Annotated in this window: 19 protein-coding genes; 5 read left to right on the forward strand and 14 right to left on the reverse strand. The window is 42.7% G+C overall.

Annotated features, from left to right (window positions below):
• Positions 1 to 17: 17 nt before the first annotated feature.
• The 9 genes from UNITIG_RS00165 to UNITIG_RS00200 form a co-directional block, all read right to left on the reverse strand.
• The gene (locus UNITIG_RS00165; protein ID WP_101756552.1) at positions 18 to 1,445 is read right to left on the reverse strand and encodes a UbiA family prenyltransferase; all 1,428 of its coding nucleotides are present in this window, start codon (positions 1,443 to 1,445) and stop codon (positions 18 to 20) included.
• Positions 1,446 to 1,452: 7 nt separating this feature from the next.
• Positions 1,453 to 1,893: a class I SAM-dependent methyltransferase gene (locus UNITIG_RS23215; protein ID WP_200821120.1), complete on the reverse strand. Its 441-nt coding sequence runs from the start codon at positions 1,891 to 1,893 to the stop codon at positions 1,453 to 1,455.
• Positions 1,890 to 2,141: a class I SAM-dependent methyltransferase gene (locus tag UNITIG_RS23220; RefSeq protein ID WP_200821121.1), complete on the reverse strand. Its 252-nt coding sequence runs from the start codon at positions 2,139 to 2,141 to the stop codon at positions 1,890 to 1,892. The genes UNITIG_RS23215 and UNITIG_RS23220 overlap by 4 nt, the downstream gene beginning before the upstream one ends.
• Before the next feature lie 31 nt (positions 2,142 to 2,172).
• Positions 2,173 to 2,589, reverse strand: a complete 417-nt coding sequence (locus tag UNITIG_RS00175; RefSeq protein ID WP_200821122.1) for a GtrA family protein — start codon at positions 2,587 to 2,589, stop codon at positions 2,173 to 2,175.
• 331 nt (positions 2,590 to 2,920) lie between these two features.
• Positions 2,921 to 3,874 (reverse strand): NAD(P)/FAD-dependent oxidoreductase, encoded by a 954-nt coding sequence (locus UNITIG_RS00180; RefSeq protein WP_200821123.1) that lies wholly within the window; start codon positions 3,872 to 3,874, stop codon positions 2,921 to 2,923.
• 149 nt (positions 3,875 to 4,023) lie between these two features.
• Complete coding sequence (locus UNITIG_RS00185; RefSeq protein ID WP_200821124.1) at positions 4,024 to 4,827, reverse strand: NAD(P)-dependent oxidoreductase; 804 nt, start codon at positions 4,825 to 4,827, stop codon at positions 4,024 to 4,026.
• A gap of 132 nt (positions 4,828 to 4,959) precedes the next feature.
• The gene (locus UNITIG_RS00190) at positions 4,960 to 6,504 is read right to left on the reverse strand and encodes a hypothetical protein (protein ID WP_145999034.1); all 1,545 of its coding nucleotides are present in this window, start codon (positions 6,502 to 6,504) and stop codon (positions 4,960 to 4,962) included.
• A gap of 163 nt (positions 6,505 to 6,667) precedes the next feature.
• Positions 6,668 to 9,826, reverse strand: coding sequence for a YidC/Oxa1 family membrane protein insertase (locus UNITIG_RS00195; RefSeq protein WP_101756554.1), 3,159 nt, complete (start codon positions 9,824 to 9,826; stop codon positions 6,668 to 6,670).
• A 21-nt stretch (positions 9,827 to 9,847) separates the two neighbouring features.
• Positions 9,848 to 11,242, reverse strand: coding sequence for a CDP-glycerol glycerophosphotransferase family protein (locus tag UNITIG_RS00200; RefSeq protein WP_101756555.1), 1,395 nt, complete (start codon positions 11,240 to 11,242; stop codon positions 9,848 to 9,850).
• An 822-nt stretch (positions 11,243 to 12,064) separates the two neighbouring features.
• On the opposite strand from UNITIG_RS00200, the gene UNITIG_RS00205 reads away from it, so the two are divergent.
• Both UNITIG_RS00205 and UNITIG_RS00210 read left to right on the forward strand, forming a co-directional pair.
• Positions 12,065 to 13,090: a radical SAM protein gene (locus UNITIG_RS00205; RefSeq protein WP_101756556.1), complete on the forward strand. Its 1,026-nt coding sequence runs from the start codon at positions 12,065 to 12,067 to the stop codon at positions 13,088 to 13,090.
• A gap of 10 nt (positions 13,091 to 13,100) precedes the next feature.
• On the forward strand, positions 13,101 to 14,042 hold the full coding sequence (locus UNITIG_RS00210) for a glycosyltransferase family 2 protein (protein ID WP_101756557.1): 942 nt from the start codon (positions 13,101 to 13,103) through the stop codon (positions 14,040 to 14,042).
• Here the strand turns inward: UNITIG_RS00210 and UNITIG_RS00215 are convergent.
• Both UNITIG_RS00215 and UNITIG_RS00220 read right to left on the reverse strand, forming a co-directional pair.
• Positions 14,039 to 15,715 (reverse strand): hypothetical protein, encoded by a 1,677-nt coding sequence (locus UNITIG_RS00215; RefSeq protein WP_145999035.1) that lies wholly within the window; start codon positions 15,713 to 15,715, stop codon positions 14,039 to 14,041. The two genes, UNITIG_RS00210 and UNITIG_RS00215, sit on opposite strands and share 4 nt — an antisense overlap.
• Positions 15,622 to 16,869 (reverse strand): hypothetical protein, encoded by a 1,248-nt coding sequence (locus tag UNITIG_RS00220; RefSeq protein ID WP_101756559.1) that lies wholly within the window; start codon positions 16,867 to 16,869, stop codon positions 15,622 to 15,624. The genes UNITIG_RS00215 and UNITIG_RS00220 overlap by 94 nt, the downstream gene beginning before the upstream one ends.
• A gap of 163 nt (positions 16,870 to 17,032) precedes the next feature.
• Here UNITIG_RS00220 and UNITIG_RS00225 point away from each other — a divergent pair, with 163 nt between their 5' ends.
• Complete coding sequence (locus UNITIG_RS00225; RefSeq protein ID WP_200821125.1) at positions 17,033 to 17,899, forward strand: UbiA family prenyltransferase; 867 nt, start codon at positions 17,033 to 17,035, stop codon at positions 17,897 to 17,899.
• Positions 17,900 to 18,162: 263 nt separating this feature from the next.
• Positions 18,163 to 18,993, forward strand: coding sequence for a glycosyltransferase (locus UNITIG_RS00230; protein ID WP_101756561.1), 831 nt, complete (start codon positions 18,163 to 18,165; stop codon positions 18,991 to 18,993).
• A 42-nt stretch (positions 18,994 to 19,035) separates the two neighbouring features.
• Here UNITIG_RS00230 and UNITIG_RS00235 read toward each other — a convergent pair whose 3' ends face one another.
• Genes UNITIG_RS00235 through UNITIG_RS00245 form a run of 3 tightly spaced genes read right to left on the reverse strand, consistent with a single transcriptional unit; the run spans position 19,036 to position 21,836 of the window.
• Positions 19,036 to 20,412 (reverse strand): NAD(P)(+) transhydrogenase (Re/Si-specific) subunit beta, encoded by a 1,377-nt coding sequence (locus UNITIG_RS00235; RefSeq protein WP_200821126.1) that lies wholly within the window; start codon positions 20,410 to 20,412, stop codon positions 19,036 to 19,038.
• Positions 20,413 to 20,421: 9 nt separating this feature from the next.
• The gene (locus tag UNITIG_RS00240) at positions 20,422 to 20,700 is read right to left on the reverse strand and encodes an NAD(P) transhydrogenase subunit alpha (protein WP_101756562.1); all 279 of its coding nucleotides are present in this window, start codon (positions 20,698 to 20,700) and stop codon (positions 20,422 to 20,424) included.
• A gap of 2 nt (positions 20,701 to 20,702) precedes the next feature.
• Positions 20,703 to 21,836: a Re/Si-specific NAD(P)(+) transhydrogenase subunit alpha gene (locus tag UNITIG_RS00245; RefSeq protein WP_101756563.1), complete on the reverse strand. Its 1,134-nt coding sequence runs from the start codon at positions 21,834 to 21,836 to the stop codon at positions 20,703 to 20,705.
• 514 nt (positions 21,837 to 22,350) lie between these two features.
• On the opposite strand from UNITIG_RS00245, the gene UNITIG_RS00250 reads away from it, so the two are divergent.
• Positions 22,351 to 23,901, forward strand: a complete 1,551-nt coding sequence (locus tag UNITIG_RS00250) for a 2-isopropylmalate synthase (protein WP_101756564.1) — start codon at positions 22,351 to 22,353, stop codon at positions 23,899 to 23,901.
• Positions 23,902 to 23,904: the final 3 nt, after the last annotated feature.

Raw genomic sequence — 23,904 nt, forward strand, 5'->3', positions numbered from 1 at the left:
TTCAGGGCTATGCAATGTTACCTGGCAAACCATATTACCAGTAAAATAATCGCTGCCATCAGGTAGCTTTTTGTGTCTCTGATGGCAAATAACACAGGGTCCTGATCCAGTGAGCCGCGTCTTGCCAGTAGCCAGATCCGGCTAATCCAGTACATAAGAATAGGGCATAACAGCCAGATTAGCTCAGGGTGGGTATAGAGGCGAACAATAGCTGTACTGTTTATATAAAGTGCCAATACCAGTATAGCCATATAGCCGCTGGTGATACCCAGGGATGAAAGGGTTTCTGCGTCACTGTAAACGTAGCCTCTGCGCTGTATGTTTTGTGCCTGGCTCGGTTGCAGACTATAGAGCTCGGCGTATCGTTTAGCGACGGCTAGGCTCATGAATAGAAACATTGAAAAGGCCATCAGCCAGAAGGACGGGAATGTGCCCATTATTGTCGCGCCAGCTACAATTCTTAGGGTGTAGAGGCCGGCAAGGACGATCACATCGATAATGGCGATTTTCTTAAGCAGGAAGGAATAGGCCAGAGTCACCAGGTAATAGGCACACAAGGCGAGAGTAAACATTAGGGGTAGAATGGCTGTTAGTGCTAATGCTGACACTAATAATATAGGCGCCAGGCAAAAGCCCCAAGTGATAGAAAGCTTGCCGGAGGCAAAGGGGCGGTCTTTTTTCGTGTCATGCTGACGATCCGCTTGTAGGTCACATAAGTCGTTAGTCAGGTAGACACTTGAAGCGCACAGACAAAATGCAATAAATGCCAAGGTGGTCTGGAGTAACAGTTGACCCTCTCCCAGTTGATGTGCCATCGCCAGATTAACGAAGATCAGCAGGTTTTTTGGCCACTGGTAAACCCGTGTTGCCCGAAATAGTTGGGGTAGTAGGCTGGGTTGCTTGCCAATTTCCAGTACAACGTTGGCGACTTTGTCCGCATTTTTTCTAACCTGAGTATTGCCATTGACGACAATGGCTTCCTGGCAGTGAGGCCAGATATTTAAATCTATTGAGGCATTTCCCGCATAGGAGAAATTCTTCACTCCAAAGCGTCGAGTCATTTCGGCTAACTTATTTTTGCCTGACATATTGGTGTCAGTGTTGCTGGCGATGATGTCATCAAAGATATTCAAATGGGCAGCAATCTGAGCTGCGGGCTTGCTGTGGGAAGCCGTGGCAAGTATCAGGCTGCGCCCCTGTTGTTTTTGGTTATGAAGGTAATCCAGTAACTCTTCGTTATAAGGCAGTTGTGCCGGGTTGATATGTGCATTTTCAGCGATTTTATGTTTAAACCGGGCTTTGCCCTGGCTGAGCCATAACGGGAAGAGTAACAGCAGGTAGGGTTTACGAATAATAATGTTAAGAATGCTTTCCAGCAAAACATCTGAGCGTATCAGTGTGCCATCCAGATCGACACAGAGCGGTGTTTGCTGTGCTTGGGTCATGTTTATGCTATGCCTGTGTTTTTGAATTACGGGTTGCAACGATCAGAAACTGCTTCCCTAGGATTTTCCAGACCAGCGGAATTTTAAGGTATAGCTTAACCAGGAATAAATTAGGATGATTGCCATCTGACATAGTATAGGGGAGAAATTTAGCGTGTTTCTGTTGAATACTAAAACCCTTAAGCTCTAACAGCTCTGCTAATGAGTGCTCCGATATTGGAACATGGTGGTCCCAAAAATCCCAGTATTCACCGGGTAAATACTTGATGTTTGGGCCCAGACAGATGATTTTTCCACCGGGCTTAAGGCAGCGTTGTGCCTGCTCAATAGTGGTTTCTACAGCAACCTTATCGGGTAAGTGCTCGAGGAAATTACTGGTAAAGATTACATCCAGAGAGTGGTCATCGACCGGCCAGCTATCAGCACAGCTTTGGTTAATAAAACTCACCTCATTGCCCAGTTTTTTCCTGCGTCGGGGTTCAGGTCGATGGCATATTTTTTCGCTGCTTCGATATTGCTAATAAACTCACCCCAGCCACAACCAAGATCCAGTACTACGGAGTTTGCAGGTATGTAGTGCTGAAAAAACTGCTTACATAATACTGACCAAAGTGCCTTTCGATACTCTTCAGCTTTAGAGAAACGGTTGCGGTATTGTGCTTTAAGGTCTTCGCCTTGTTGTTCTAGGTCTGGCATAGTAAATACTGTGTCTGGGTTATTGGTTCTATTATTTAGAGGCGAAAGTAAAATATTTATGTCCCAAAAAACTGGTAAACACCGGGAAAACAACGCCAATAAAATGAGCTATTGCTTCTCCCGACTCTTGTCCCATTAGCGATATTAACACAAGGTCAGCGAGGACTACGCTAATCAACCAGGTCTGGGCCAGCGCTACAAGGTTGACGAGAATGTAATAGCCGGCTTCCTTGCCGCGAGAATGATCTCCGGCCTCGAAAACTATGTAGCGGGCTAAGAGGTAGCCGCTGACCAGGCCGGTGAAAAAAGCGAATATGACAGCGATTTTAAATTCTACAAACTGGCTATAAAAGAAGCGGCTTCCGAAGTTGATCATAGCTGCCAGCCCGCCAGCTAGAAGGAACTTGAGGAACTGTTTGTTCATAAATTGGGCGGAAAGTGATTTCACAGTTATTGTCCCGACATGGAGGCTAACTGATTACCTAACTTAATGCTTTCGGATATAGAACGGTCTTCCGGGTAATAATATGACGTATCGGCAATATACAGTCCTTCAATCCCGGGGTTGATGGGTGGCAGTTGCTCGAGAAAGTTTGGTGGGCAGATTGGTTGGGCATAACGGTAGCGGCCTGCTTTGATGGTGAGGATATCATCATCACTTAAGTTCGGGTTAATTTGCTTTAGGTATGTCCTGACTTTGCCGGTAAAGACTTCATCGGCCTCCAGGTATTTCGGGTGGTCGCCTGGCAGGTAGAAGGGGACGTAGACAATATGGTCTTTCAGGGGCGCAGGCGGGTGTATTCAACAACTCCCGGGATATCCATAGTTTCGTCACTTACATTCAGCCAAAAATACTTACTGAGTGGTTTTTTCAGTTTGGCCAGTACACAGACAACCGCGATATTTTCAACCGAGCGGTAGCGTTCAAGGGTGGTTTCTGGCAAATCTTCCAGCATGTCAGGCACGTAAGGTAGCGGTACTGTCGATACAACCCGGTCAAAACTTTCGTATCCTTGTTCAGTGTTGATACCGGTAATTTTGCCATTATTGATGGTGATTTTCTTAACGGGAGTTGAGAGTCTGATGTCTCCGGAGAGATCTTCAATGGCGTCCTTGATCCGATAGAGAAATGTGTCAGATCCGCCATCCAGATAGCCCAGACTTTCCTGAAGTAGATGTCGGCGCGAGCTCCCTACCCGTTTCAGCCTTGACCAGATCCAGGCCGCTGAAAGGTTATCGGTATACTGATGAAATTTTAATTCGAAAAGTGGTTTCCAGAGTACATCATAGGCCTCTTGGCCGACCCAATTCTTGAGCCAGGATACTGCATCAACACCATCGAGCTTTTTCCAGTTTGACCGCTTGGTTGAGGTAAAGGCCATCAGTCCGTAGCGAACTTTGGATAATAGAGATAGGTCTGGAAACCTGAGTAGGGCAAAGGGATCGCCCCAATCGCGAGTCGCCTTTTTCCAGTAGTACCCCATGTAGGTGTCCTGCCAGCGCAGGCTTTCTTCAATGCCCAGGTCTCTCAGTAAATCGAATAGCGGGTAGTCGGAGCGGCAAAGAAAGTGATAGAAACGCTCAATTTTAACCCCGTCAAAATCAAATGAAGCAGACATGCCGCCGATGATGCTGTCGGCTTCAAAAAGCGTGACCTGGTGCCCCATTTTGAGTAAACGGTAACTGACTGTCAGGCCCATGGGGCCTGCGCCTACAACTGCAATTTTTGCCATAAAACAGGACTCGTTAAAATTTCAGCACTACCTTGCTGTAAACAGGGTCGGTAAGTGTAATATCGATCGCATCGGCGAACGGGTTGCCTTAACGTCAAAAATTGATTCCCAGTCGACCAGATCAAAAATATCATCTGCCACCAAAGCTTTCAGTTGCGCAGGGGTAAAGGGGGGGATTTATCAAAGATGCCGTAGATCCGTAATAGTATGTCAAATAAACGATAGGGTATTGGTAGTAGGATTGTGCGGCTTTTAATGGTTTTCTTTATCGTTTTAATAATATCGATATAAGTCAGTTTTTCGCGGCCGGTGATATCGTAAGTTTTGTTGCTAATTCTTTTTTCCATAGAGGAAACAATAATGTCACAAAAATCACCGACAAATAGAGGTTGCCTCAGGTATTTGCCATCCCCTGGAATCGGAAATACTGGAGTTTTTTTCATAAACCTAGAGAGCCAGCCAAAGTGTTTTCTATCAAACCAGCCGAACATTAGCGTCGGTCTGAGGATGCAGTATTCAATACCACTATCGAGAACGATATTTTCTTGTTCTGTTTTGGAGCGAGTATAAAAATCATCAGCCACTGAGTTTATAACTGAAGAGCTGACATGAACCAGATGGCAGCTTTCGGGGTTGATAGCTGCCAATACATTTTCTGTGGCCAGAATATTATTACGTTGAAAAGGCTCATACTCTTTAGCTCCGATTTGTGCCTGTAGCATAATGACCTGAGAAGCGCTTTTAACTTTCTGCTGCCAAACTCCGGGCTCAGCAAGATCTACCTCAAAGCAGCGAATAGCAGGGTGCATTTTCTGCAAAATGGCCAGGTTGAATTGGTTTTTATCAAAGACGGTTAGATTGTTATAGCCCCGTTCGAGTAGTTTTGCGCATAGATTTTGGCCGACTAATCCTGCGCCGCCCGTTAAGGTGATAGCTCTGTTTTTATCTGTCATTAGTAGATTTAATCGGATCGCTATTGAATAAATTTATTGGCAAGAGTCTAGCAAATAAGGGGGGCACTTCACATAGCTAAATCATATTTTTGGTCTGCCGGACGCATTCAGGATTAGCAGGCCAGAATAAATTCATAGTTGTGAGGTTGGGATATAAACCGGAAGCTGTTTGTATTCCAGTTGATATTGTGTTCCAGACACGCAGAAACTAATATTTTTAGTATCCGGTTTTACAACCATGGTTGAATCTATCTTTAATATACTATATTCAGGTTTTTGTATTGTTATTGAGGTTGTCAGAGTATTACAATTTCCTGATGAAATTAAACGGGTGGGCAAGTTGTTTTCTGGGATAGCCTTTATTGGGTCATATAGTTTAATTTCTCGTGCTTGACGCAGCAGTCTGTGTGGATTTTCTGCAAATAGAACAAAGAGCCTTTTGGGGTCTTCATGCTCTAGCCAATAGATAAGGTTCTGTTGAATTGGCTTGAGCATTTTTTCAACATGAGGTCTTCCCCAGTGCCATGAATATAGGTTGAAAGTTATGGCGAAGAAAAAAATTGCAATAATTAATGGGTTGCTTAAGGCGGGATTGCCCTTTCTATTTACGTGATTTATAAAGGTACTGAGAAGAAAAGCGCCAAGAACAAGAGAGTAAAAGCTATAACGATTTTGAAAATCAATGTCCATAAACGTTAAAACAAAGCGCATATAAGCCGTCAAGGCGATTGTGCCCAGTAAAAATAGACAAAATAGCATGGGCACAGGTTGTTGTTTGAATTCTCGCTTAAGCAGAAAGCCAGCAAAAATAACTATAATTAACCCTATTAAGGGTTGTATTTTTTCAATCCCAAAGCTGAACCCTGATCCAGTTAATGAAAGAAACCATATGATGAATTTAACTGGTTCAGATTGAACTAATTGTAGTTGGTTTTCTCGGCCGTCGGTATAGAAAATGGTCGTAATAACTTCGGATGAGTGATAATCCCTAAAAAATAAAAACGATGTGCCGATTGAAAAAATCAACCATATAGCTAATTGCCGATTGGGGCCATTTCTTAGATAGATTAATATTGCTCCAAGAGGCAGGATTAGCATGCCATTTCCTAAAGAATAGCAGCACAATAAGCCACTCAGCATTGCAAGAATAAAAGGTACAGGTCGAGTGCGTGTTAGTAGTATCAGTGTAATGAGTGCAAAGCTGGTTACAGCGAAGTAAGAGATTGCAGTGATCACCCAAAAACTTGCACCCCAATAGGCCAAGTTTAGTATTAGTAGTGCTCCGGTAAGCATAGCTATTGGGTGCTTAAATATTGCGCCGTGTAGCAGCACAAGAACAATGAGAAAAAAATTAGCAATTAACAAAATATGTTGATAATTCAACTCACCAAAAAAAGAGTAATACAGTGTATAGATAGATCGGTTGATAACCGTTCTATGTTCATGGTGTTGCTCAAAAAAAAGTGCCAGTCGCTGCGAGAAGTCTGTCGCGTTCAGGTATTCCACCATAAACCTTAGGGAGTCACTGTAGTCATCATGTCTGGGGATATTGTTGGAGTGAAGATGGATTTGATATAAATAAAATAAGGCTAATAAAAATAGAATACCTAAGCTGAAAAACCTAAAAATAGGAAAATAATCAGTAGTAGTAGATTCTAGAGTGGTGATTTTCAGCAATTTAATTTCCTGTTTCATTACTTTTATACATTGCCCCAGATTTTTCTGAATCGGGCTTGGTTTAAATCTAGACTGCGTCTATCTTAACCAAGAGATCACTGGATTTCTGTATTATGCAAATATTACTGTAGATTTTATCCAGAACAGCCTATTCGGCAATAGTCTAATATCGTAGCTCTATATTTTGAATTAGAACCACTGATGATATTGTTGGGTCCATATCAATTCTAAATGGACCAATAAAGTCCTTTTCAGGGAATTTGATATATATTGAGTTACTACCTTTCGCGATCGAGTAATGTATCTGTTGAGATTCATGAAATTTTTTCATGTGCCCTGTTTGATAGTAAAAACTGATCGATTGTTCTTGGTTGCTCTTTAGTTTTATATGCAAGATCGGTTCAGATATTGCACTTTCTGATGCGGCATTAATAGTAATATAAGGGTCTTTGTTTTTAATTGAAATAACTTCAAGACCATTTTTTCCAGCATGCAGGTCCTTAAGTCCATGTGAGTTGATGACTGAGCGCTCCAAATCGTAGGGATGCTTATTTTTTCTGTTTGAAAATGAGTTTTCGAGCACTTTTTGTAGTGTTTTTGTTTTCATCTTTCTAAATATAAAATCTTCTGTCCTCTCAATTTCAAAAAGTGAAACATTGAATTCGGCAGGGAGGACCTTTTTCTCAGGCAATGAAAATGCAAAAAAACCGTCCTGTTCACGAACCTTGCCTGACTTAAAAACTGCTTGGATTTTACCATCTAGTACAGCAGCTATTATTTTGTCGTTTGCAGGGGTATTTCCATCATAAATAGTTCCGAAATGTGAGATTTCTTCAGGGTTCAGTGATCCGTCAAATGCAGCATTCAGATTGCTGGCAGTGCTTGTTGTTTTTTCATTGACCTTGGCATCGATTAAAGCATTGTAGATTGGATTCTCAGTATAATTAACAGCAATCGTATGTGTGGGGCTCTCCTCCGAAAACAGTTGTCTCTTTCTATCTCGCGATTTCTGGAATAAAGTATCGATGTCAGTGAAGTATTTATTGTACCCGGGTATCATTTCGACCGATGGCGTTTGAAAGTCTCCATTAATTTCACTTAAGTCACGCCCGATAGATTTCCAGGGGCTGTCAATTCCAGTTACTTTAAGAATGGTAGAGGAAATATCTAAAGTCGTCACAAAAGATGGCTTAACTTTCCCTGTATTCTGATTAGGGTATTTTATCAATAGTGGCACTGAAATAATGTTTGGCCATGAGCCTTTGTTGTTAGGTGCCCTTCTGCTAGGCCCAATTTTATTATAAGACACCCCATGGTCTGCAGTAACTATTATCAAACTTCTATCAAATATTTCTTTTTTCTTCAGCAGTTTGATGAAGTCATGCAGCAAGCTGTCGGCGTATGCCGACTGCTGTATGTAATTGTGATATACAACATTTAAGTGTGCCAGCTTTGCATTTTTAACAAAAGGATCATGATCGAGCAATGTGGAAAGTATAGGTTTGCTATTGCGAATGGAGCGGCCTAGAGATGTTGTAGTGTAGTGTGCGTGTGGGATTTCAAAGTGTAAAAAATTAAACTGACTGCTTACGCCGGCAGTATCTACACGTTTCATCCAGTCAATGAATTGCTTCTCGTGCGGATTTGTATGTGGCTTGGTTGATAGTTTGTTTTTATCTTTAAAAAATATGCCAAACCCTTTCCATGTTTGAGGGATAACCCCGATTTTTTCTTCAATCCAATCTTGGTGGCTTATGATATGTATGTACAAGGTTGAAAGGTCGGAGGCCAATAACCTTTTATTTGTATATCTATTGGATATGAAGTCGGCAGGTAAAATGCTACTTAATGCGTCAATAGATCCTTTTGATTGAAATAACTCAATTAAGTTAGCCTTCGGTGCGAGTCCCTTTTCTTGGATTCGCAAGTTTCCTGAGGCGATACTGGGAACGCTAATAGCCGTTCTCGGGTGTACAGTAAGCGCATTAGGGAAATAATCTGACGCCATAGCTAATTCTGCAAACCCGGGGTATCTGATCTCATCCAGTAGGCCTTTCGAGTTTTGGAGTGTTAAGCCGCTGAGCTCATCAAAAATCAATAAAAAAACAGGGGTTTCATTCATTTTCTCTATTATAGAAGATGATGATTTTTCTGGCTGCTTAAATAAACTGGAGGCAGGAGAAGCAAATATGAAGTGTAAAATAACTAGCGGTATTATAAATGATAAGTATGAGATGTTTTTTAATAGTTTCTTTCTTAAGATAATGACAACGGCTGAAGCTGTTAGTACTAAAGACAATAATAACAATATGTAAGGTTCGTATTTGGATGAGAAATAGCCATAACCTAATTTGTTTAAGGTATAAAAGATAAACAAACCAAGAAAAATGAATGAGTTTATAAAGTCAAATGATGTTGCAATTCCCGCGCGTTTGCTCGCCCAGCGGAGTACGCTTAAAGTAAGAGGTGGGATAATAAAAATTGCTAGCAATATTCCAATAATAGAGTTACTTGACAAGCTGTGGGCAGTAAAAAAATTAAACTGGTCACCAAGCACACCTAGTAAAGGAATAAGAATAGCCAGATTTGTCAAAAAAAATAGGTAACCGTACTCTTCAAAAACATGGACAATGAATGTTTTTTTGAATTCTATCTTGGCTTTTCTTGGCTTTAATTTATCAGTTATAGCAGGTGTAAAATTTGAAACTAAAGAGAACAGGTTGCTTGTTGTCCAGTAAATAAGTAGTGCAAGAGGAGACGCGTACAGTACAACAAGAAATATCAATGATATAAGTAAGCCTTGTATAAAGTTTTTTCGACTAAACGTCGGTGCCGTGATTAATGCGATAACATTTACCAGTGTCATCACAAATGGCATCAAGTGAGCACGACCGAATAAAAGGGTGTCAGGCTTCCCCAAATCACCTATATACGGCACCATACTCCCTGCCAACTGGGGAAAATCAGAGAGCATGAAGTAGGCCGCAATAAAGAAAGGCAGTTGCACGCCCAAGCCGGCAAGAGAGCGTATAGTAAAGACGGGGTGGTAACCGTATCTTGTGTATAGTCTTTGAATGGCTTCGTGTCGCTGTGCTGCTTTATATTTTAGTTTTATTGCTGCGATTTGCGGTGCCAAAACTGACTCTATTTCAACTTGATTGGTAACTGCTCGGCTTGCATATTTTTCTAACGGTTTAGTTGCAAGGCGCACCGCAATGGCGAGTAACACAATACCCAACAAATAAGAGTTTGTTATACTGCTTAAGATAATAAAAATAGTTTCTAGAACAGATTCAATCGGTGCAAGTGTATACTGGTACATATATAAAATATAATCCTTGTATCAGATCGAAGTAGTCTGATTTGGCTGCTTACGAATATCACCTATCTCATTCCGCAAGACGTCCATTTGGTGCTTGAGGGGTTGCTCAGTGGCTGTCATTGATAGCAGATCGGTCTGCTGCTTTAGGTACGCAGCAATAGCAACGGATGAGCTGCCATTATTAGCAACATATTTATTTCTCAGTCCCTCCATGCTTTCTGGTGTGAATTGCTTTATTGTTTCTTCTGCAATTTGGTTAATTAAATGAATTTTATCTGAATTAACGACCACGCCAATTTTTTCAGCCATTGTGTCGGCCCATGTTTCTGTCATGTAGTCGCTTTCATAGATTTGGCGGCTTTGCCGCGAGATCGGCAACGTGATGACAGGTTTTTGGTATAAAAAAGCAAAATCAAAGCGAATAGATGATGCATCCGATATAAGAATGTCTGCCTGAGACATGGCCTGAGTTCCAAAAACATTGTCATCCCAGGTCACATTGCTTAGGTTTTTGGTGTCAGCGATCCATCTGTCAATAGCTTCAGGCTCAAATATATAAGAATGAGGGTGTAAGCGGACAATTACGCGATATTTTGCCTCGGCGAGGGTTTTGACAAAGTTTGTTCCATACTCTGAAAAGCATCCTTTCGCTCCCCATGAAGGAGCAACAAGAACCGTTATGTATGGCTGCTCTTTTATTTCGGCCGGCATTGCATATTCATATTTTTGACGTTCCAGATCATCAAGGTAGGGCAGCCCTGCAACAACCAGTTCCTTTTTTTTCAGATTTCTGGCACTTTCTACTAGTCTTATTGAACGCTCTTCGTGTGGACCTACTATTAAAACAGAGTCATAAAAATCAAGGCTTCCTTTGTGATAGCAAGAAAGGTCGACCATTGAATGAAATACATGCACCAGATTTATGACACCTGAAGGACGTTGCACCGGATAACCTGCTGAACCTATGTTCGGTGTGGTACTCAGCATGACAGGGGATTTAATGTTAGCTATTTTTGCAAAACCTAAGCGCCCCTTGGGCAGCCGTCTGGAATGCATGAACGTGTTGTCAATCTCAAGCCCCGGATCGTATACATCAAGGGTGATATAGCGAAAATGTATTTTTTGCGAAATAAGTTCTTCAATAATAGGCCGAAAAGTTGTCCAGTAGGTTTTGCCTTCACTAAAAATTACCGGCATGCATTGCTCATCGCTGCCACACTTTTCATGCTTGGATCCATCTGATGAGCGGGTAAGTAGCTTATAAAAAACAGACTTTATAAAAAAAATTATTGAGCCAAAAATTGCAATAAAAAATGAGGCGATGGCATTCCCTGACGCGGGATCCAGATAAGCATAGGCGGTTTCAGAATTCATCAAGACGATTAATAAGAGTAGCACTGCAAATTTGTTATTCATGTCTATCCAAACAAAAAATTAATAGAAGGGTGTGTGGTCATTTCTATTAGCTACAACTCTAATCATAAATGGGTTTTCTTCTTTTCAGGTTATTGAGAGCCAGCCCCTGACCCTTTATGAGAAGCAAAACTTATCACCACTTTTCATTGATTTATAAGTTTTTTGATGCGTTATGTGGCCAGATTCATCAGCTATTTACTGTAGAAGCTGCGATAATCATACCTTTATGCTCGTGAAGCACCAAAACATAACTAAATCAAAAGGTTAGAGTAGCAGCAATTATCTATTATTAGCAATTTACTTGGTTGTCATGAGGGCTTTGGGTCTTTTCGATACCGCTAAGGGTATTAGCCTCGGCTAATTAGCTGCCAGAATCGAAAGCGCTGTCGCGAACGGGGCTATCAACCTAACCCCTTGGCGTAGTGAGTGTCTTGATAAAGGTTTTGGTGTGGGGCCAGCTGAAGCAGAAATCGACATCGTTTATTGTTCATAGCTTGTAGTTGCGCCATTAATGTAAGTTGTAATGACTAAAGTTTGTCGTGTGCCCGGTGCGGGAGTTGCATATAGTAGTTTAAGTTGGCCGTTACCCGCTTGGCTCCATGAGGCTATTTTAGAATATTTGGAGCCAGGTTCAATTTAACAACGTTTGTAAATTGGCCGTTGGGCTGTTCTATAGCTAAAATGGCTCGCCTTTTGTCTTGAGGCCGAGCAGTATCAACAAAAACTTCAATTTACATATCGGTGAGTTGTCAAGATAGACAGATTTATCTTGTCAGTTTTGTTAATATACTGGTCGTTTATATCAGTCACTAGGTTTTTAATATGAGTGGTCCTTTACAGATGGCGCAGGCCATAGGTGATTATTTAATAACTAAGCGTATGAAGCATATGATTGTGCATGTAACTAATGCGTGTAACTTTCGTTGCGATCATTGTTTTGTCGATTTTGAAGGTAAAAAACGAGACTTAAAGCTTGCCGATTATCAACAGCTTGCTGCAGATAGCGAATCCTTGATGTGGCTCGATATAGCCGGTGGAGAGCCTTTCTTGCGTAAAGATCTTGCCGATATTGTTTGTGCGTTCGATGCCAAAATCGTTCATATACCAACGAATGGATCTTTGATACCTCAAATGATTTCTACTTTAAGGGAAATAAAAGAACGCTCCGATTGCGAAATTATCATTGGCTTGAGTTTGGATGGTTTACAGGATTCTCATGACAGGATTCGCAAGGTGCCAGGTAGTTATGAGCAGGTTTGGGAGGCTTATGAGGCTTTAAGGGAGATCAGTGGAGTTTCCGTTAAGGTTTGTACGGTTATTAATAATGAAAACCTGAATGAAATTTTACCCTTGATGGAGGAGGTTCAAAGCAGGGGAGCGGATTTCCATTCAGTTATTCTTCTTAGGGGAGAAACGCTGGACCCCAATGTTCGTCTGCCCACCTTGGTAGAATTAAGAAGTCTTGAGTCGAAAATGTTTGAGGTGCTTAGCCGTTACGATTATGGCCGATCATCCCTTTCGGCCCATATTCTTAGAAATTTCCATCGTAATCTATGGGATATATCGCTGAAAACATTGGAGCAGCGTACACAGGTTATACCCTGTTTAGCTGGGCAAACTCAGCTGGTGGTTAACGGTGATGGCACTGTGTCTTCATGTGAAATGCTGCCTGCTGTGGGTAATATTAAGGATAATCGTTTGCCGGATATTATTTCCAGTGATGCCTATCAAGAGCAAGTCAATATGATAAAAAATAAGGGATGTCATTGCACACACAATTGCGCAATGCTTGATAGTATATTTTTTAATCCGGCTAATTTACCTTCACTATTATTTAGCCGTGCCTGAAAACTTTTTTATGACTCGACATTGTGTATTGGTTCCTTTCTACGGCCGTGTTTCCCAAGTCGAAAACTGTGTGAGAAAATTGCTGAGTGAGGGGTTGCCTGATACATATATTGTTCTTATCAATGATGGTACGCCTTCTTCAGAGCTTGGTACTACTCTTGATGAGTTGTTGGAAAATGAATCGCTGGTTATGTTACATCATACTGGGAATATGGGCGTAGCTGCAGCTCGGAATACAGGTGTTGAGTGGGCAAGAGCGCATCAATGCGAAATAGTTATCATGATTGATAGTGACTGTATCCCTTCAGAAAGTTTTATTAAGCAGCATTTGGGATTACATGCTCGCTATGCCGACGTAGCTTGCTTTGGTGGCGGCATTTTGGGTGTGGGTTCCACCTTGTGGGCAAGGCTGGATAATCTTATGTCTTGGGTTCATTCTGTACCCTACGGTGAGATTCGAAAGGTGTCAGCTCTTTACCACTTACCTACTACTAATTTTAGTATCAAGCTTTCGAGTGTTGACCCTACATTGCCTATGTTTGAGTCAAGGTTGAAGACCGGAGAGGACGCGTTATTGATTCGTCAATTGAGGCGGTCAGGGGCGTCGGTTATGTTTTCACCTGATCCTATTATTTATCATCTTGATCGTAGTGGCTTGGTTGATGTGTTGAAGCATCATTATGAGTGGGGGCATCATCAGTATTTTATTCAGCTTGGTGGTGACTTTTCAGAAATCACGATGAAACCCTGGTATCGAGTGCTGTTTCTATTGGCGTTTCTGCCTTTTTTGCCGGTCTTTGCAATGTTGGGTGCGGTACTAAATATAGCCCCTTGGTTGAAACATAAGCCTGTTTATCTGGCCTACTTTCCTTTGGTTTATATGGTATGGATGTGCAAGTCTGTTGCAGTAGGTGAGGCAGCGTTACGACCGCATCGTTGTCTTAGGCTTTAGCTTGATTTAGAGCTGGTTGCTGACAGAATTTTAAAGCTCTGTTCTCCTGAAATTATCATTTCCGATATTAGGGGCGATTTATACAATGCCCATAAGATACTGATCCTTATTCTATAGTGATGTACGCCAGGGCGTAGGGTAAATGTTAAGTGGGTTTTATCCTCAAATGTAAGTTGAATGTTTTGTTCAATTTCTGAGGATACTTGCAAATTAAGAAAGCAGGGAAGGGTTGGGCAGTTTATGCCACTGTCATTATATATTCGATATTCAGTCGAGGTGATATTTTCTTGAGACACATTTATTTGGGTTGATTCGGTTGTGTCGGTGGTACCGCCAAGAGCCCATATTGCAGGGATATGACGAAAATCTATAAGCTGTTTTAAATAATTATTGGTGAGCCGTTCGAGATCGATGCCTTCTTTATATTGACTGAACTTTTCTACACGGTCATAGCACGCTTGTTGGTCTCCTACTAGGGACCAGATATCAATGTTATTGATACGAGCGCAGGGTGCGAAATGCTTATAGATGTATTCAGCTATAGAAAATGATCTCAATGCATTGTCTATCCCATCGAGGTGATCCATCTTTGTGTTTTGTCTAAACAAGACATATGGCAGCCTCCCTGCCTGTCGTAATTGTTCCAGCTCTTTTATAGTATGAAGCTGTAATTTATTTGTACTCTGGTAAACCGTTTCCAGAATATAATTAGGAGCTTGTACATCACTCAATGCGTAAAGTAATGGCGCGTTGCTGAAGTCATAGAATGTTTGTTCAGGGTTGAGGTTTAGATTCATGAACTGAACGAAATCGTCGTACTTTGTAACCTGATTATCCAGCCGCTGCTGTTCTGGTTTGGTATGTATTTTGTGAGTAAAGTCTACCGATGGAAACTCCCAGCGAGTTTGATGATGCTCAAGTGCGGCGATGAGCATATTCTCTGTTTTAGGGATCGCGATATTAGTCAATGCAATATAAAGTGCTATGACTGGAGCTAAGAATTTTGCATTGAGTCTGCAGCGAAGCCAAATGATGAGGAGAGCCACCAGACCGGTAATTAAATATAGATAATTATTAAATAGACCTTCAATGAGTGAGTGCCGATGCAGCGAACGTGTAGACATCATCAGTGTGCAGCTAGAAAGATAGATACTTAATAAAAATAAGTATAAATGGTTATTGTTGACACTTTTTAATAATAGGCAGCGCACTAAATAAGCTAAAAACACGCAGGTAATACCAGGTAGGATAACGAGCTGCATTAACGATCTATAGTCTATCGCTTTATAAAAATTCACATAAGAGACTATGGGTATTTGTTTCGAAAGATATTCAGCCATTATATCTAGTTTGGGTGCTAAATCCGTATTGCTGGTAATGATCGCGAGCACCGCAGCGGCCAGAAGGCTGAATATCCAGAAAGTCCTGTTGTTTTTGAGCGATCTTAATTTTTCTTTTTCTTGCCAGCGCTCTGCTAAGAAAATCACCAGATTCGAGGTTACAACTACCAGCCCAAAATCCATTCTCCATAATATTATGGCGGCGGTCAGAAGCCACTGCCAGGCCCACCAGCTGCTTTTTACGTCTTTATGTTGATAATTAATGATGTGGATGGCGGGCAAAAGTAACGGAGCGTAATAGGGGGTAATAAATGAAAGCTGGGAAGAAGCCATATCAGAAAAAATGCATGCCCAGGTGCAATTAATTTAGCCATAAATGTGAACATCAAGGCTGCGTATATTCCTCTCATCAACCAGCCATTAAAATAGCCGTCTCCCCAAATCAGCGACTCAAGTAATTCCCCCTCATTCAGCCACCAGTAAATACCATGTGGAAGAGCGTCAAATAACCCGTGAACGGGCATGTAGTCAATAAATGGCCATTGGTTGTGACTACTCAATTGCTGCAAGGGTAATATTTTTTCTCCTAAATGAAACAAATCGAGGAACTGATAGCTGATCGTCTGCCGATATTCCGGCAAGATATAGGTTGTTATAAGGACGCTCATTCCCAGAAAGTAGATCGATGGGGCGGTGGGGCGACTTTTTAATCCATAGATAGAAATTAATAACAAGGAGAGTAAACCGAAAATACTAGCGGTTGATACTTCAGGAAAATCATGCCTGCTCAAGCTATAGCATACTTCCAGGCTGGCTATGTATATTAGTGGGCATAGTACTGCCCAGCGTGTTATTAAGGACCACAGGCTAGGAAAATAATCAGGAGCATCTTGCTTGGCTATAGTTTTATTGATGGCTAATAATCCGGCTGTGAAGCCTAGCCATAGCAAAATCATTGAATAGCCCGTTGCCGTTGTAAAAAGCAAAGATATCTGTGTAGTAAGTTGCCAGGCAGGAAGAACCGTCTGGAAGTAACTGGCAAGTGGCTTTATGTTGCTTTTTCGTATTTGAAAGCAGTAAATCCAGATCAATGCCAGTAGGCTTGCAAGTAGTAGGTTATCCAGAAATAACGGGTTTTCTTGATAGGCAGAGATAAGAATTAGATTGCCCACAGCGCAGGCGGATATAGTCCATAACAATGAAGGTGCGCCTGTTCTGATTGATGGCTTTTCAACTAAAGGAATAAATAGAAGACAAAAACAACTGAGTGAGACTCCGGCAATAATCGCCAGAATATACAGGTTGTTTCTATATATGGGGTTTACATTTTCTGCAATGCTAATGCCGATAATCTGGTTATTCAGGAGCTCAGGTGTTGGTGTTTGTTTTAGGCATAGGATCAGCGATGCTAAAGTAATAGCGAAAAAAATAAATTGCCATGCTAGTATTGCTTTTTTTTTGGCTTGGCTTTCAAGGGCTGTATGCATACATTTATTTTTTGGGTCAAATGATACGTGTCTAAGGTTATGAATTATTATAAAGATAAGTCAAATATCGGCTCAACATTCATGGGGCAATTCTAACATGTCTTTTTGGTTCACACCTTATCTAAAGGTTGCCAGACTGGACCATTGGTTTAAGAATGTTTTTATGTTGCCTGGTGCCGGGCTGGCGATAATCCTATCTACAGAAGACTATTATTCTCACTTACTGCCAACCTTGCTAGGTTTTTTTGCCCTTTGTTTGTTAGCTTCTGCAAATTATACGATTAATGAGTGGCTAGATGCTGAGTTTGATCGCTATCATCCGGTAAAGAAAAATCGTCCTGCTGTTACAGGTGACGTTGGTCGTTGGGGTATTACCACCCAATATGTGATTTTAATTTCAGCAGGCCTAATTATAGGTAGTCGGGTATCAACCGAGTTTTTCATTATAGCGTTAGTGTTTGTGATTATGGGCGTTGTCTATAATGTTAAGCCGATACGTTCAAAAGATCGGGCTTATGTCGATGTGTTGACGGAGTCGATGAATAACCCGCTTCGGTTTCTGATGGGTTGGTCGGCAGTTATAGCGGGAACTTTGCCGCCCTCGAGTATCCTTCTTGCCTACTGGATGGGAGGAGCGTTTCTGATGGCGGTCAAGAGGTATGCTGAATTTCGTTTTATAGATGACTTAAATGTCGCCGCAAGTTATAGACGCTCGTTTGCATCCTATAGTGCAGAAAAGCTACTTTTGTCATGTTTTTTTTACGCTATCAATGCCAGTTTTTTTCTAGCAATATTCCTTATTAAGTACCGTATTGAGTTTCTGCTCTCTTTTCCATTTTTTGCGATATTGTTTACATGGTATCTTGCCTTGGGTATGAAGTCTGATTCGCCAGCTCAAAACCCGGAGAAATTGTTGGCAGAGCGACCTTTTGTCGGTTTTGTCGTTTTGTTGGTTATGATTATTATTTTACTTTACTTGGTTGATATCCCGGAGCTGGACTTGCTTTTATCGAGATTAACTTACTCCTGAAATTATAGTTAACTTATTTAATGTTGCAGTTTTGGTGCATATTTAATGGCATTGTGAGATGTTTTAAGGGTCTAAAGTAAAATATTAGTTTGCTGGGGTTCTTTTCTGGTCTGAGCAAGGTCTGGGCTAGCTATTGCAGTAAGTGAAGCTGTACGGTAAATTTCTTCAAAAGTTGTGGTGTCTGTTGTTAGCATAACTACATATTATAGGTCTGATATTGCTCTTTTTCTCGATGCTCTAAAGCTAATTAACTAAGGTTGTGTATGAGGTTAACCGTTTCTGTAGTAACGTTTCGATCGGATCCGCTACTCTTTGTTGGGACCTTACACTCCCTTACTGACGCGGTTGCCTATGCCAAAAAAGTTTATTCTGAGCTGATTTGCGAAGTACATATTGTCGAAAATGAAAGCCGTGAGCGTCGAAATTTTAAGCAAGTTAAGCAATTTGTAGAAACCTATGGCTGGGAAGAGTTTGATGACGTTTTTCTTGAAGTCGCGAGTGCCAATAATGGTTACGGTGCTGGTCATAATCAAGTAATAAAGAATGCGTGTTCTGATTATCATTTAGTATTAAATCCAGATGTTTCTTTGGCGCCTGATTCGATTTCTGTGGGGTTAGCTTATATGGCTGCTCATCAACAGGTGGCATTAATTAGCCCGGGAACTGTGGATGCGAATGGTGACCCTTTATATCTTTGTAAGCGTTTTCCTCGGGTCTTTGATTTATTTTTGAGAGGCTTTGCGCCATTATCGGTTAAGGACGTTTTTCGCCAAAGATTAGGCCGATACGAAATGCGTGAATTACAACACATCCAGGACCCTGTGCCGGATGTTCCGATAGTTAGTGGTTGTTGTATGCTTTTTCGCTCTTGGCAATTACAGGAGGTTGATGGGTTTGATGATACTTTTTTTCTCTACTTTGAGGATTTCGATTTATCCCTTCGTATTGCCAAAGTTGGCGGCATTGTGTATCTGCCAGCAATGAAAATGACGCATTATGGAGGTTATGCGGCAAGAAAGGGCTTAAAACATTTAATGATGTTTGGTGTGTCGGCAGTTAAATTTTATAATCGTTATGGCTGGAAATTTTTTTGAGTATTAATTAGGGCTTCGAGTAAGAAACCCTATGAGCTCCATTTAATCCTTAAATTCACCAACAATATGTGAGATGGATTCCTTCGCATCACCAAACAACATCCGCGTGTTATCACCAAAAAACAGCGGGTTGTCCACACCAGAAAAGCCTGATCCCATCGATCGTTTCAAAACAAATACCGTGCGCGCTTCGTTGACGTTGATGACTGGCATGCCGTAAAGCGGGCTGCCTTGGTCTTCATTGGCGGCGGGATTCACCACATCATTAGCGCCGATCACAATCGCCACATCCATATTACCCATTTGTGGATTGATATGGTCCATCTCAACCAATTGGTCATAGGGGACATTGGCTTCAGCTAGCAGTACATTCATGTGGCCGGGCATGCGGCCAGCTACCGGGTGAATGGCAAATTGAACTTCACAGCCGTTGGCTTCCAGGTGATCTGATAGCTCTCTTACCACGTGCTGTGCTTGTGCCACTGCCATCCCGTAGCCGGGTACAATGACGACATTTTGTGCTGCTTCGAGAATGAGATAGGCATCGTCAGCGCTGATCGGTTTCACTTCGCCTTCGACTTTGGCGGAAGAGACTTTGGCAGCACCAAAGCCACTGAATAACACATTATTAAGTGAGCGGTTCATCGCCTTACACATGATGTTAGTCAGAATAAGCCCACTGGCACCCACTAGTGAGCCAGATACGATCAATAAGTTGTTACTGAGCACAAAGCCTGCAGCACAAGCGGCCAAGCCGGAGTAAGAATTCAATAGGGCGATTACCACCGGCATATCGGCACCACCGATGGGTATTGTGATCATAATGCCGAAGACTAATGACAGGCCAATAACAGCTAATAACCATGGGCTGTCGACACCGGGTTGTAGGCAGAACATGACTGCAGATACCAGGATGGCGATGACTATTAAGCCGTTAACAATTTGTTGGCCGCTAAATTGAATCGCTTTGCTGGGCATTTTTTCGCTGAGTTTACCCCAGGCAATCAAGCTGCCGGTGAGCGTAACGCCGCCGATCAGGATCGATAAAATAATAGTAATGTTGGTAAAGGTGCTATTAGCTGCGGCGAATACTGCAACTAAACCTACTAATAAACTGGAGGCACCACCAAAACCATTAAACAAGGCAACCAGTTCAGGCATGCCGGTCATTTCCACCCGTCTGGCTGCGGTTGCACCGATCAGCGCGCCAATGATTAACCCGGTGACAATGTTTTCCCATGGCAGTTTTATTTCATTGATGAGGGTAACGACGATAGCGACTAACATCCCTAATGCAGAAAGTAGGTTACCTTTGCGCGCTGTCGCCGGAGAACTCAGCATTTTCAAGCCGAATACAAACATCACCGCCGCAGCGATATAGGCTAAGTTGATAATTAAATTGATATTGGTTGCTGTCATGACAATTCCTTAGCCTTTCTTCTTAAACATGGCGAGCATACGGTCAGTGACCATATATCCACCCACCACATTGATAGTTGCTAATGCGACAGCAGCGGTACCCAGCCATAACGCTAGCTGATCACTACCACTATGAGCTGCTGTTAGGGCGCCGACCACGGTGATACCGGAAATAGCGTTGGAGCCTGACATCAAAGGTGTGTGCAAGGTGGCAGGTACTTTAGCGATCAGTTCAAACCCCAAAAAGATTGAGAGCATTAAAATAAATGATAGATAAATAGCGTCCATGGTTAGGCCCTCGATTTTTTAATCATGTCATTGACCAGTTCACCGCCGTGTGTAATGACACAGCCCTTGATAATTTCGTCATCCATATTCAGGTCAAATTGTTGGGTGTCTTTATTCCAATATTCCAGCACTAAATTATGCAGGTTGGCGGAGTACATTTGGCTGGCATTGCTGGCAACGCGGCCGGGCATATTGGCCAACCCGATCACTTTAACGCCGTTGATTTCAATTTCTTCGCCGGCTACCGAGCCCTCCACGTTACCGCCAGATTCAACGGCTAAATCCACCACCACACTGCCGGGCTTCATCGCGGCCAGCATGTCTTTGGTCACCACTATGGGGGCCGGACGACCAAATAATTGTGCCGTAGTAATAACGATATCCGATTGAGCGCAGATTTTTTTCTGGCCCTCCAGCTGTAACTGAACTTGCTCTGGCGTTAACGCGTTAGCATAGCCGCCAGCGGTTTGGCCGGTATCGCCCAAATCAATTTCTACAAATTTACCGCCCAGCGATTCAACCTGTTCCTTTACTACCGGACGGGTGTCAAAGGCATCGACTCGCGCACCCAGACGTTTGGCGGTGGCAATAGCTTGCAGCCCTGCGACGCCAGCGCCAATAATAAACACGCGAGAAGGGGATATGGTGCCCGCGGGGGTCATCATCATGGGTAAAATCTTATCCAAACGCTCGGCGGCTAAAACCACCATGGCATACCCCGCAAGGCTTGCTTGCGAACTTAGTGCATCCATTTTTTGTGCGCGGGTGGTGCGTGGAATCATCTCCATGCTAATAGAAGTCACTTCCGCTGCGGCGAAGGCATCGACCAAGGCATGCTCGTTAAACGGGTCCAGAAATGAAATATGGATGGAGCCTTTTTTTAACTGGCTCACTTCGGCAAGTTCCGGTTTGCGTAAACGCAAAATAATATCGGCATCGGCTAATAGAGCCGCGCGGTCACTGACGATAGTGGCGCCCGCTTTTTCGTAGGCACTGTCATCAATCCGTACCGCTTTCCCCATGCCGGCTTCGATCTGTACTTGCGCGCCTTGATCGGTAAAGCGTTTGACTGAATCCGGGATAACAGGGACTCGGGTTTCTCCGGCAGCAAGCTCCCGTGGGATTCCAATAATCATAAAATGTCCTTGTTTGGTTGCGGCTATTTAACGGCCTTCTCTTATTAATATACAAGCATTGATCAAATGCTATACAGCTGGCCAGAATAAAATGGCCGTTAACTCTACTGATGCCCTTGTTATTCACCAAGCCTATTTGATGAATAGCTGCTATAACATCGATGAATAGCGCATAAGATCTGTCCGAAAAGTCAGTGCCGCTGTAAGCAGTTGTAGCCGCAACAACAGTTGACAGCCACACCATCGAGCAAGAGCTTGTAGTGGTGAAATAATACGATAAGCTTGGGAAGCAGGGGAATGCAAAACCGGCCAGATGCTGAGTTATCTTTGACCCGCATATGACTAGCAAGTAGTGGTAATTCTCGCTACTGATTGGCGTCATGGCAGACTGGCGCTTAACTCGCTGTAAAAAAAATCCGTATCTGACTAAGTTTTACTGGCGTTTTGGTTTATCCTTCACGCACGAAATTAAGCTAGCGGCCACTGACCTACCACTGAAGATTGAGACCAGCGAATGAGCAGCAAAGACAACCTCATCATTTTTGATACTACGCTTAGAGACGGCGAGCAAAGCCCCGGCGCCTCGATGACCCGTGATGAAAAAGTGCGGATTGCAAAATTACTAGAGAAAATGCGTGTTGATGTCATTGAAGCAGGCTTTGCTATTGCCAGCCCTGGCGATTTTGACGCAGTAAAGGCGGTGGCTGAAAGTGTAAAAGACAGCATTATTTGTAGCCTGGCCCGAGCGGTGCCCGCAGATATAGAGCGGGCAGCAGAAGCATTAAAGCCGGCTAATGCCGGGCGTATCCATACTTTTATAGCTACTTCGCCAATTCATATGCAATACAAATTACAGATGCAGCCCGATCAGGTATTAGAGCGTGCTGTAGCGATGGTGAAATTGGCTCGTAATCTGCGCGATGATGTTGAGTTCTCTTTGGAAGATGGTAGCCGCAGTGAATTTGATTTTCAGTGTCGAGTGATTGAGGCGGTCATCAATGCTGGCGCTACTACTATCAATATTCCGGATACTGTTGGTTATGGTGCGCCCGATGAATACGGACTGATGTTCAGACGGGTGATTGAGAATGTCCCAAACGCGGATAAAGCGGTTTTTTCTACCCATTGCCACAATGATTTAGGGTTGGCGGTGGCTAACTCGCTATCGGCAGTCATGAATGGTGCGCGGCAGGTAGAATGTACGATTAATGGATTAGGTGAACGGGCAGGCAATGCTTCATTGGAAGAAATTGTAATGGCGGTGAAGACCCGTGCGGATGTATTTCCCGTCACCACAAATATAGATCCGGTACATATTGTGCCCACGTCGCGTCTAGTATCTTCGATCACCGGTTTCCCGGTACAGCCTAACAAGGCGATTGTGGGGGCCAATGCCTTTGCTCACGAATCCGGAATTCATCAGGATGGCGTGCTTAAGCACCGCGAAACTTATGAAATCATGAGCGCCGAATCAGTAGGTTGGAAAACCAATAAACTGGTATTGGGTAAACACTCCGGTCGCGCTGCGGTTAAAGCGCGTTTTGAGGAGCTGGGGATAACCTTTGAGTCACAGGAAGACCTGAATAAAGCCTTTATTAGTTTTAAAGATTTGGCCGATAAAAAGCATGAAATATTCGACGAGGATTTACAAGCGTTGGTCAGTGGTGTCACTGCACCTGATATTGCCATTAAGTATGAATTTTTTAATCTGGAGGCAACTTCTAAATCCGGCGTAAAACCCAAGGCGTCAATGACCTTGAAGGTTGATGGTATTGAACATCAAACCGAAGCAGAAGGTGACGGTCTGGTCGATGCATCCTTTAAAGCCATTGAAAAGATTGCTAACAGTGATACTGAGTTGCAGTTGTATCTGGTTAGTGCTGTTACCCAGGGAACAGATTCATTAGGTGAAGTGACTGTGCGCTTGGAAAAAGACGGCGTTATTGTTAATGGTTCCGGGACTGATACTGATGTGATTGTCGCTTCTGTCAAAGCCTATCTGGATGCCTTGAATTTAATGGCGGCGGGTACTTTAAAAGCCCATCCACAAAAAGAAGGTGTATAAATC

Source organism: Oceanicoccus sp. KOV_DT_Chl, from assembly GCF_900120175.1.
GTDB lineage: Bacteria > Pseudomonadota > Gammaproteobacteria > Pseudomonadales > Dasaniaceae > Oceanicoccus.